Consider the following 10,375-nt stretch of genomic DNA (forward strand, 5'->3'; position numbering starts at 1 on the left):
TAATTCGTTCATGTTAAGTGTCCACTAGAAAATAAGTGGACACTATCCTGACGACGGCAGCGCCAGGCTCAAGATGGGATCACCGGACGCTTACCCTGTTCAGAATTCGAGGCCCACTCAAACCTTGGGTGCTTATCTAAGTGAGCAGATTTTGGACCGTCGGTTGATGTTACTTCTGCCTACGCCAGGTATGCATACACTGCGGAAACGCTGGTGACCTGGAGAAGCTATTAACGGTGAGCACTAACAGCGTCAATAGACCAAGCAACACGTGACCTCTTCTGTAAAACATGCCCATGCTATTTTCCTCTGCTGGTAGATGTTTAGTTCAACAGCAATTAGACAGGCGTCCCCGAAGTAGCAGAAATCTGACCGCATCGCTATAGCGATCTCTGAGAGTCCGAAAAAACCTGCATAGTGAGTGAATAAAACAGCAGCTGAACCTGGCCCCATATTAGGTTCGTTCAGACTTGGAAAATTACAGTGCAACTCATCCGCAGTCTGTTTGCTGCCTGATTTTTGGTTTACCGGTCGCAACGTCGACTCTTTCGAGAGAGGGCCCGTCGCACTGGTAAGCCCTCGATTTGCTAGACGCCTGACGGATTGGAAACCTCCGGAGTTGGCTTCACCTATGGCTTCCTGGAGCTCAATCTTTGCTTCTTGAAATATCAAGCCGTTGATACTGGATGATTGACTGCAAGATCGTTCTCAACATCTGACCACCATTCAAGATAACGCTTTGCTGCCTGCTTACCGGATTTCACAAGCGACTTCTTTAGTTGTTCACTCAAATCGAAGTCTGTAGTTCCAACTCCTAAGGTGTCGATATAGACAGTTCTCTGCCAGTCATCGCTGTGAAGATGCTGGCTATCCTGGACGGCGAGCACGGTCTTGATCAGCTGCATCGTGTAGTCGAGAAAGTGGTCTATTTCTTGGCTCTTTGGGGTCTGGCCGTCTCGAAAAACTCCAATTTCAGTCGCGGAATCGAGCCGGAAGCCGAGCGTCTCTTTGTTATAGACGTATGGGCTGCTTCTTGGGGAAACCTGGCTTAGTTTTTTGTTCTCCTTTTCATAGTAGCCAGGAATCCTTTTTAAACTCCCATTCTCGAGGTACTTTTGTCGGTCAAAGATCTTTACCGGGTAATTGTTGATCGCACCGCCATCAACAAAAACATCTTCACGGTCGTCTCGCACTGCGCGAAAGAAGAGGGGGATCGACATTGAGCGTCTTACGGCATCGACCACTCGCATTCGTGGTGTATGCTCTGGCGAGTAGACTTCACCGAACTTAGTAGAGAGGTTTGAGGCGTAGACGTAAAGTTCTTTGCCGGTGTGTTCGTGGAGAGCTTTGAAAGTGACATTGGCTGAGCCGGTCTTCTGTTTTAGCAAGTCACCGATCCAGTCCCGGAAATAATCTCCCTTATACCAGCCGTACTCATCTTTGAGTCGTCTCATGTCCCTGAGAGCTAACCAACTATCATCTTTAAAGTCGTTAAAATCCAGTCGGTTCAAAACCTTCAACATTTCTGCGTTGCTGTAGCCAGCTGCGAACAAAACCGCGTTGATTGAACCTGCGGATGTTCCGCCTACACGACTGATGTTCTGGAGAATCGACTCACTCTCAAGAACCTGCATAGCACCAACATAGGCAATGCCCTTTACACCACCACCTTCAAAAACCAGATTTCTGAACGGATACGACATTTTTCACTCCTCCTTTGAGCGTCAAAACGCCGATACAACTAAGTTACTTCTCCTATAACAATTTGCTTAACATCACCGGCTAGCACTAATGGAAGCACAAAATGATCAGAGCGGCCACCCGATCGCTTTGTTTAAAAGGTTACGCGTTAGATTTATGACGTCGGACTCGGTGATAAAAAAACCTTGATGTAGTCGACCACATGGGCTTTGGCCAGGTCCCGGTTTTTTAGATCCGCTTTCCCCACAAACCACCGCGATGCTCGCTAGCCTCGCCTCTACCCGTGCAGTAAGTGGTTTAACTAGCGGAGAGCAGGTCAGTTGAACTTTTTGCTTTCTTTAGGGGAACTTCCACGCCAACTGGTTTTTCCTTATAGGATTCAGTATATTGCTGACGAGCAAGGAGCACCCAACGGTTATGGATATCCGAACATGAGAAAACTCCATACGCGATACCCATAGCACGCAAATCGTCAAAGACGCCGCAAACCAACTACAGGTTTTGGATCTTTCTCTTTATCGCTGTTACCTGTCTGGAAGCTGTAGCTGGCTGAACTTCTCCTTTGAAAGACCACTCATCTGAATCTAAGGGCTCTTGGTCATGACAAAAATCCTGGTGACCGGTCACCGAGGCCTCGTCGGACGACATCTTGTGCCTCGTCTTAAATCAGCGGGTTACCAGGTTGTTGGGCTCGATATTGCGGACGGCAGTGGTGACATCACCCAGCCAGAGGCTATTCGTTCTGTCGTCTCTACTGTCTCTGGGGTAGTGCACCTTGCAGCTGTATCGAGGGTGATATGGGGTGAGCGGAACCCTTCCCTATGCTGGCAGACAAACGCGGTGGCCAGCCACTCAATTCTGGAGGCCGCATCACAGTGCAAACAGAAACCCTGGGTATTGTTGGCCAGCAGTCGGGAAGTATACGGGGAGCCGGATCAAATACCGGTTTCGGAAGATGCGCCACTTTGCCCAGTGAACATATATGGAAGAGCCAAAGCGGAAATGGAGCGATACGCGCAAGAGGCCCGACTTGAGGGGCTGAACACGGCGGTCGTTCGGCTTGCTAACGTCTATGGGTGTGTTGAGGATCATGAAGACCGGGTTTTACCTGCTTTTTCTCGAAATGCCGCCGAAGGCCGACCACTAAGAGTGGACGGCTTTGACCACCTTTTCGATTTTACTCACGTGGACGACACGGTTAGGGGAATAGCGCAGCTCGTAGCTTTGCTCAGTGCCAATGAACACCATTTGCCGCCCATCCATTTGCTTCCAGGTATTGGAACGACCTTGCTTGAGGCCGCTACCATCGCGGTGGACGCTGCCGACTCAGATTCCAGCATCGTTGCCGCACCATCGCGCACCTATGATGTAGCACGATTTATCGGGAACCCCGAGCGAGCAAAAAGACTGCTGGGCTGGGAGGCCAGAATCACGCCCTCCGAGGGAATTCGCGCTTTGGTAAAAGCATTCCAATCTAACGCTTCGTTGATTGAAACAGTATGAAAATTCTCAAAGTAATCCACGGCTACCCCATGCTCTACAACGCGGGATCGGAGGTTTATTCACAAACGATCTGTCATGCGCTTGCCGAGCGGGGGCATGATGTTCATGTGTTTACTCGTGAAGAAGACGCGTTCAGGCCTGACGGATCGCTCAGGCAGGACGTAGATCACGATCAGGCGAGCATTCGAGTCCACTTGGTCAATAATCCCCGACATCGCGATCGATACAGGCTGTCCGTTATCGACCAACGGTTCGCAGAGCTGCTTGATCAGATCAAGCCAGATGTCGTCCATATCGGGCATTTGAACCATTTGTCGACTTCGTTGGTTTACGAAGCCAAGCGTCGAAAAGTCCCTGTGGTTTATACACTTCACGACTACTGGCTCATGTGCCCCCGTGGTCAATTCATGCAGATGCATTCCGGTGATGACAATCTGTGGGCCGCATGCGATGGCCAGGAGAACCGGAAGTGCGCCACACAATGCTATGCGCGCTATTTCTCAGGGGCACAGGACGAGTTCGAACAGGACGTCGCCTACTGGGAAAATTGGGTTGGAAGACGCATGGCACATGTTCGTGATGTTGTCGATCAGGTTGACCTGTTCATATCACCGTCCCGCTACCTCAAGTCCAGGTACGAAACCGATTTTGGGCTGCCGAAGCCGAAAAGCATCTATCTCGATTACGGATTCGATCGAAGCCGGATGGCCGACCGCCAGAGGACTGCGGATGAACCATTCACTTTCGGCTATATCGGAACCCATATCCCTGCCAAAGGCATCCATCAGTTGATTCAAGCGTTTGGCCAAGTAAAAGGTGAATGCCAACTGCGCATCTGGGGACGTGACAGGGGGCGGGATAGCCGTGCACTGAGAGCCATCGCCAATACGCTGCCTATTGAAAAACAGGCGCATATTCATTGGATGCCAGAATACAAGAACCAACAGATCACAAAAGACGTCTTCGACAAAACGGATGCGATTGTGACGCCATCAATCTGGGTGGAAAACTCTCCATTGGTAATCCATGAAGCCCAGCAAGCCCGAGTACCCGTGATTACGGCTGATGCCGGTGGAATGGGCGAATACGTTCAGCATGAAGTGAATGGACTGCTGTACCAGCACAGAGATGTTTCGTCTCTATCACAGCAGATGCAGCGCCTTGTTGATGCCCCGGAGTTGGCCCGCCAACTGGGGCAGAGGGGTTATCTATTCAGCGACGACGGTCAGATTCCCGACATTCAATCCCACGTGGTCGATCTGGAAGAGCAATACAAGCGAGTCATGAATTGAGTTTAAAACCGGATTTTTGGCGGGCAACGCTGGATACCAATCCCGATTATTGCAACCTGAATTGCGTTATGTGCGAAGACCATTCTCCGTACGGCGATGACAGAGCGACACGCAGCGCTCAAGGTCGCATCCGCCCCATCATGGATAAGGGGTTGTTGGAGAAAGTGGTCCGGGAAGTAGCGGCACTGGGTTTCCGCGAGATTATTCCCTCTACAATGGGGGAACCGCTCCTTTACCCGCATTTCGAAATGTTTCTGGAGCTTTGCCATGAGTTAGGCCTGAAGCTTAATTTGACCACTAATGGAACGTTTCCCGGCCCCCAGCAACATCAAAGTGTCGAACACTGGGCGAGGCGCATCGTGCCAATCGGAAGTGATGTCAAAATCAGCTGGAACGGAGCGACTTCGCAAACCCACCGAGACATCATGCTTGGGGCAGAGTTGGAAGAGCACATCAGTAAAGCGAAACGATTCATCGCGGTTAGGGATGAACTAGCCGGCGACAACTACTGCTCCGTGACCATGCAGTTAACGTTTATGCGCCAGAATCTACACGAAATTCCAGAGATGGTTCGGTTAGCTGCATCCATGGGGTTTGACCGAGTGAAAGGTCATCAACTCTGGGCTCACTTTCCGGAGTTAGAAACGCAAAGCCTGCGGAATGACATCGTCTTTGCTACCCGCTGGAACCGTGTCGTTGAAGAGTGTGAGGCCATTGTTCAAGAACAGACAGTACCGGGTAGCCGCCCCCTCAGATTGGATAACTTCTTCAAGCTCGATTTGGCGAATCTTGATGACATAGCACCGGATGGTGAGTGCCCCTTTTTAAATAAAGAGATCTGGGTAGACCCAACGGGACGATTTAACGTTTGTTGTGCTCCAGATCAACAGCGTAAGTCTCTTGGCGAGTTTGGAAATTTGATGGATACCTCAGTCGAGGAAGTGATCAAAGGTGAGCGCTATGCGGCTCTGGTAGAAAATTACCGAAATCATGACTTGTGCAAGAGTTGTAACATGAGACGCCCGTCATGAGTGCGGCCATGGATGATTTGAAGGTCAGCCCCTGTGGTACGCACCATCTGAGGTCAGACGGTAGGAAAGCCTACCAGCGCCGTTTTGATCAGGTGCTTCCGTTTCACGCACCAGGGCTTGCTCCGGTCAAACTCACCCATACTGCATGGCACATTCGTCCTGACGGAACCGATGCTTACAAAGCCAGATTTGATGAGACGTTTGGCTTTTATTGCGGCGTTGCTGCGGTTGTATCAGATGGACTTTGGTTTCACATCGATTCAGAGGGAAATCCGCTCTACGAGAGCCGATATGCCTTTGTCGGTAATTTCCAGAATGATGTCTGCGTGGTCTGCGATGTCGAAGGCTCTTACTACCATATCGATCTTTCAGGAAAGCCTCTCTACTCATCAAAATGGTCTTATTGCGGAGATTTTCGTGAGGGGGCTGCCGTTGTCCAAGGTCGTGTTGGCCTCAGTTCCCATATCGACTTCTCCGGAGAATTAATCCATGGCCAGTGGTTCCTTGATCTGGACGTCTTTCATAAAGGCTACGCCAGGGCTCGGAGTAACGAAGGCTGGCATCACATCTCTAAGGCGGGCACGCCGTTGTATCCCGCAAGATATGCGAATGTGGAACCGTTCTATAACGGCTGTTCAAGAGTTGAGACCGGCGACGGCGCGTTGAGGGTCATCAATGAGAAAGGCGAAACTTTGCGCACCCTCCGCAGGCCCACGATCGACGATTTTGCCGAGCTGTCTGCGGATATGGTTGGTTACTGGCGAACGATGGCTCTGAAGACGGCTTCGCAGTCTGGGCTGTTGGACCAACTTCCGGCGAATCAGCAACAGCTAACCAAATCTACCGGTATGGTTTCGGAAAGATTAGTCCGGTTTCTCCGAGCCTTGGGAGAGTTGGGCGTTATTCAATTGGAGCGGGATGAGTACGTGCTGACGAAGAAAGGCCAGTATTTACGCTCCGACCATCCGAAAACCCTTGCTTCAGCACCAAAGGAATACGGTGGGGATTTGCTGAGGCGCTGGGAGAGGCTGCCAGCAATCTTGAAGGGGGCTGATGTAGACCAGGATATATTTGACGAGGTAAGCAACGACGAGGAACGCGTCAAAGCACATCATGAAATGCTGGCCAGCTATGCACTGCACGATTACGCTCCAGTGGTTCCGTTGCTGAACATCAATGCTGGCGACGTCGTGTTCGACGCCGCTGGAGGCACAGGCACCCTCAGCTGGCTGGTTAAGAGGCGTTTCCCTGAAACAGATGTCTATTGCGGAGACAAAGCCGAGATCACTCGGCATCAATTGTACGATGGTGTCCATTACCTGCCGTTTGACCTGTTCGAGCCCTGGCCAATCTGCGCCGATAAACTGCTCTTAGCGAGAGTGCTCCATGATTGGAACGATGAGCAGGTGGCATTGATTTTCGAACACGCCAAGGCAGCACTGAGACCAGGAGGGGAGTTACTTGTCCTCGAAATGATTCTACCAACGTTGGGATTTGGTGGGGGGTTATGCGACTTACACCTCTTGGCGGTTACTGGAGGCCAGGAAAGGTCGGAGGATCACTACTCTGATCTTCTTCATAACGCGGGATTCGATGTTGTTGAGACCATTCGCGGTGCAAGCCTAGTATCCGTCCTGCGCTGTAGGCTCAAGCCATGAAAACTCTTCTTATTATCAGGCACGCCGAGAGACCTGCCATTCAAGATGGAACTGTCGGCAACGAACTCTCCCTGACGTCGAATGGTATTCACGAAACAAAGCGATTGGCCAAGTCGTTTCCGCGAGAAATTTTATCCATTGAAAGCAGCCCCATTCTGCGTTGCATACAAACAGCTGAGCTAATTGCAGAGCATCACGAGCTTCCACTCACATCCATCGGGCGTTCCAACCTGCTTGGGGATCCGGGGTTCATAATCGATGATGCAGAACTGGCATGGACGAATTGGGTTGAGAAGGGCGCGGAAGCCGTGAACCAATATCTCTTGAGTGGCACTTCCGTATGGCCTGGGTTTAGAGACCTGGATGAGGCAGTTGCACAGATGCGGCAATCTATTGAGGAGATGCTGTCAGAGTCAGATGATGGTGTTCATGTTTGGGTAACGCATGACACCGTTGTTGCTACCCTTGCGAGTCGGCTTCAGAAGACGCCATTGGAGCTTGAAGAATGGCCGGATTTCTTGGGCGGTTTAACAATCCGCTTGGGGAAGAGAGAGGCTCTCGATATTTCATACTCTTCGTCTGGTTTATTCTTATAGCCGGACTGCGTTGAATTGCTCATGGTTAAGAGCTGGATTTTCTGACAATGATTGTCACTAAAACGGGGTCAGGGTCAAGGAGATTGGTGTGTCAATAAAGTTGCTGACCACCCAAGTATGTCACCTTCGAGCCTGAACCGGCGATGTTTACAAATCTGACAAACCGCCGCAGTAAATTGGGTGAAGATCAAATTGCTCGCAATGCATTGCTACAATCCGATTGCCGCACTCATCCATCCGTATAATAAAATGAAAAAGCCAATAATCTTACTTAAGCCATCAATAAAGGCACCGATGGCAATTACCCCAACTCCAAATAATAAAATCCAATGAAAGCGTTTGCTATTTTTTAAAGCATTTACTTTATTACTTACTTTGTCGTTTGGCATTCCTTTACCGGTAAATAGCGCACCAATTATTGACCCCGCAGCCTGAATAATCGCAGGAGCAAGAATGTTTATAGTTCGACTCACCCCCGCTTCATTTGTTTCAGTTGCTTCTTTCATCTTGTCTTCGGTTTCATGGTTAGAATCCGTCATAATTATTCTCCTTGGGTCGAAAAAGCGCGTTTAAGCCGTGTTGATTCCGCCGGTGCCTCTTGCAATGTAGGCCAAGTCTCCATATTTTCCAAAAGATCGACTTGCAGTAACCAATCCCTGCTTTTCAAACCAGACATCAAAGTGGTCTACAACCGAATTAGACGTCATTCCCATCTGGGTGGCGTCAGCTCAGACGCCAGTGCAAAGGCTTCCGTTTGAGGCTGGGGTGTGTCATGGGTATCTGGCTAAGCTCATCCTAGGCAGTGAGTGGTTCAGTGAGTGGTTCAGTGAGTGGGGTCAGATCAGAACGTATGCCCCTCAATGTGGAGTGGGATCTGACACGATTATTGAGCGATCCCAAGCATCAATCTTCTGCTTGGCATCCGCCAGTGACAATAACCAATTCTCATTCAGGCATTACTAGCGGAATTTGCCGTTGAACGACTCCACGCTGTCACAGACTGTGGCCTTACCGAAAGGTCAGAAGTTAATTTCAATTCCTCACTCATAGGCGGTTCCGTCCGATGAACCCATATTGAGCCTGGATCTGCGGTGGGTTTATCCCGGTGAAGTGAGAACTCCTAGCCTATGATTAGAGCATAGGTCGGAAAGTGACGCTCCAGAGGGTAAGAAATGAGACCGCACATCACTCAATCGCAGATAGCAATCGTCGCCTCATTGACCGCACTGCTAATATCAGCAGCAGGATTCTATAATCAGTGGTGGCGAGAAGAGGCCAGCCTGACGATGCGCATGCTCGATTTTGATTTCCAGAACATGCCCAATAGCGAAGCAACCTGTACACTTGAGGCCGCAGTATTTAATACCGGAAATCGCGACAGTGCAATATTAAGTATCCAGCTCCTGCACAGTAAAGAAACTGTTGATAACGCAGGAATTAGAAGAGGCGGATCAATATACTGGTCAGTAATTGACGATAATGGTGGCACTTTGGGTGTATTTAGCCCGGGGACTATTACCTTGGTAAATATTTTATTTCCTGGTTGTACCGTGGAATCAATCTACAACAACGTTGTAAAAAAAGGCGAGGAGATGTTCGAACTCGGGATATCATCGATTAACCACCGAGGAAGTACCGCGACTGTATATGTTAATTTCGCAGATACCCGTTTGGTTGATGATAAGGTTGACCTTGAGTTCCATTTCGAGGGGTTATTCTCCATGTTTCAGCATGGTGCACACCTCTATGGAAAATCTGATAGCGCGCGGACAACGCTTTCCCTGATACGCGCAGGTGATGGCGAAAACGATTTTTCCCTTGAGAGAACCAAGTCGTTTAGCTACCCAGGAACCTGGTAGGGTTTGAGATAACCCTAACACCGGTTTAGTGCCGCTCCTGGCCAGGAGAGATCCGCCTCTTGGTACAAGTCCGCCACCACCTGCTTGAGTCGTTTTAAGCTCGGATTGCCCCCGGGTCGAATTTCCTCTAGCGCAAGTTGTAAAGCGTGGCATCGGAGACGTCAAACTTGCGACAGACTCCCAGGATCGATGTAGCCACTCCGGCTTGCATCAGGGCGACCGCAATCCGCTCTTCGGTGTCAAGGATTGCTTCATGGCTTGATCTCCTGCTCGGGGCTCAATCATACCGGATTTTCCAGTTTTCAACGGTTAAGAATTCTGGGCCAGGGTCATCAGTGACCAATAGTACTACGGCGCAGTCGATTCAAAACTTAGGAAGATCAGAGCAGCCCAGATTGCGAAGATGTCAAACTGGAGGTTCACTCTCTCATTCGATGCCTTGGTTTTGAACGGGCTTACGAAACCAACGAATGATTGGCAACATCACCACTATCAAGGATAGTGAAATTCCAATTCCAAGCGCGGTCCAAAACAGAGTGCTACTCTGTCCCGATTGGGAATAGTACTCGTTGTGAACAGCTACTAGACAGAGAAAGGAGGTAATCATGGTACGTACAATAGTCTCCAGGCGACGCGGCATAGTGTAGTGGCATAGTAAATCTGGCCACCTGATTTTGAGTGTATGATCACTCACATAATGAATCAGGTGAAGACGATGGCGAAAACTAGAAACTT

8 protein-coding genes are annotated in these 10,375 nt (G+C 49.9%); 6 read left to right on the forward strand and 2 right to left on the reverse strand.

Features of this window, described 5'->3' with window-relative positions; all coding sequences use genetic code 11:
• Nucleotides 1-668: 668 nt before the first annotated feature.
• Entirely contained in the window at nucleotides 669-1,703 is a 1,035-nt protein-coding gene (locus tag EDB94_RS01635; protein WP_108019925.1) for a patatin-like phospholipase family protein, read from the reverse strand.
• Between the two features lie 598 nt (nucleotides 1,704-2,301).
• On the opposite strand from EDB94_RS01635, the gene EDB94_RS01640 reads away from it, so the two are divergent.
• Genes EDB94_RS01640 through EDB94_RS01660 form a run of 5 tightly spaced genes read left to right on the forward strand, consistent with a single transcriptional unit; the run spans nucleotide 2,302 to nucleotide 7,781 of the window.
• Nucleotides 2,302-3,204, forward strand: a complete 903-nt coding sequence (locus EDB94_RS01640) for an NAD(P)-dependent oxidoreductase (RefSeq protein WP_108019927.1) — start codon at nucleotides 2,302-2,304, stop codon at nucleotides 3,202-3,204.
• Nucleotides 3,201-4,496 carry a glycosyltransferase gene (locus EDB94_RS20765; protein WP_108019929.1) on the forward strand — a complete coding sequence of 432 codons (1,296 nt, stop codon included), beginning with the start codon at nucleotides 3,201-3,203 and terminating at the stop codon, nucleotides 4,494-4,496. Before EDB94_RS01640 ends, EDB94_RS20765 begins: the two co-directional genes overlap by 4 nt.
• Nucleotides 4,493-5,527: a radical SAM/SPASM domain-containing protein gene (locus EDB94_RS20770; RefSeq protein WP_146162236.1), complete on the forward strand. Its 1,035-nt coding sequence runs from the start codon at nucleotides 4,493-4,495 to the stop codon at nucleotides 5,525-5,527. The genes EDB94_RS20765 and EDB94_RS20770 overlap by 4 nt, the downstream gene beginning before the upstream one ends.
• Nucleotides 5,528-5,535: 8 nt before the next feature.
• On the forward strand, nucleotides 5,536-7,185 hold the full coding sequence (locus EDB94_RS01655; RefSeq protein WP_181259090.1) for a methyltransferase: 1,650 nt from the start codon (nucleotides 5,536-5,538) through the stop codon (nucleotides 7,183-7,185).
• Entirely contained in the window at nucleotides 7,182-7,781 is a 600-nt protein-coding gene (locus EDB94_RS01660; RefSeq protein WP_108019935.1) for a histidine phosphatase family protein, read from the forward strand. Before EDB94_RS01655 ends, EDB94_RS01660 begins: the two co-directional genes overlap by 4 nt.
• Before the next feature lie 209 nt (nucleotides 7,782-7,990).
• On the opposite strand, the gene EDB94_RS01665 is transcribed toward EDB94_RS01660, so the two are convergent.
• On the reverse strand, nucleotides 7,991-8,320 hold the full coding sequence (locus EDB94_RS01665; protein WP_108019937.1) for a hypothetical protein: 330 nt from the start codon (nucleotides 8,318-8,320) through the stop codon (nucleotides 7,991-7,993).
• Nucleotides 8,321-8,953: 633 nt separating this feature from the next.
• On the opposite strand from EDB94_RS01665, the gene EDB94_RS01670 reads away from it, so the two are divergent.
• Nucleotides 8,954-9,640: a hypothetical protein gene (locus tag EDB94_RS01670; protein ID WP_108019939.1), complete on the forward strand. Its 687-nt coding sequence runs from the start codon at nucleotides 8,954-8,956 to the stop codon at nucleotides 9,638-9,640.
• The last annotated feature ends 735 nt before the right edge of the window (nucleotides 9,641-10,375 follow it).

Origin of the sequence: Marinobacter sp. 3-2 (assembly GCF_003751355.1) — a bacterium.
GTDB classification, from domain to species: Bacteria; Pseudomonadota; Gammaproteobacteria; order Pseudomonadales; family Oleiphilaceae; genus Marinobacter; species Marinobacter adhaerens.

Coding starts and splice junctions, on each gene's coding strand:
- EDB94_RS01665 (WP_108019937.1), bottom strand. CDS start 8,320: ATGACGGATTCTAACCATGAAACCGAAGACAAGATGAAAGAAGCAACT.
- EDB94_RS01635 (WP_108019925.1), bottom strand. CDS start 1,703: ATGTCGTATCCGTTCAGAAATCTGGTTTTTGAAGGTGGTGGTGTAAAG.
- EDB94_RS01670 (WP_108019939.1), top strand. CDS start 8,954: ATGAGACCGCACATCACTCAATCGCAGATAGCAATCGTCGCCTCATTG.
- EDB94_RS01640 (WP_108019927.1), top strand. CDS start 2,302: ATGACAAAAATCCTGGTGACCGGTCACCGAGGCCTCGTCGGACGACAT.
- EDB94_RS01655 (WP_181259090.1), top strand. CDS start 5,536: ATGGATGATTTGAAGGTCAGCCCCTGTGGTACGCACCATCTGAGGTCA.
- EDB94_RS20765 (WP_108019929.1), top strand. CDS start 3,201: ATGAAAATTCTCAAAGTAATCCACGGCTACCCCATGCTCTACAACGCG.
- EDB94_RS01660 (WP_108019935.1), top strand. CDS start 7,182: ATGAAAACTCTTCTTATTATCAGGCACGCCGAGAGACCTGCCATTCAA.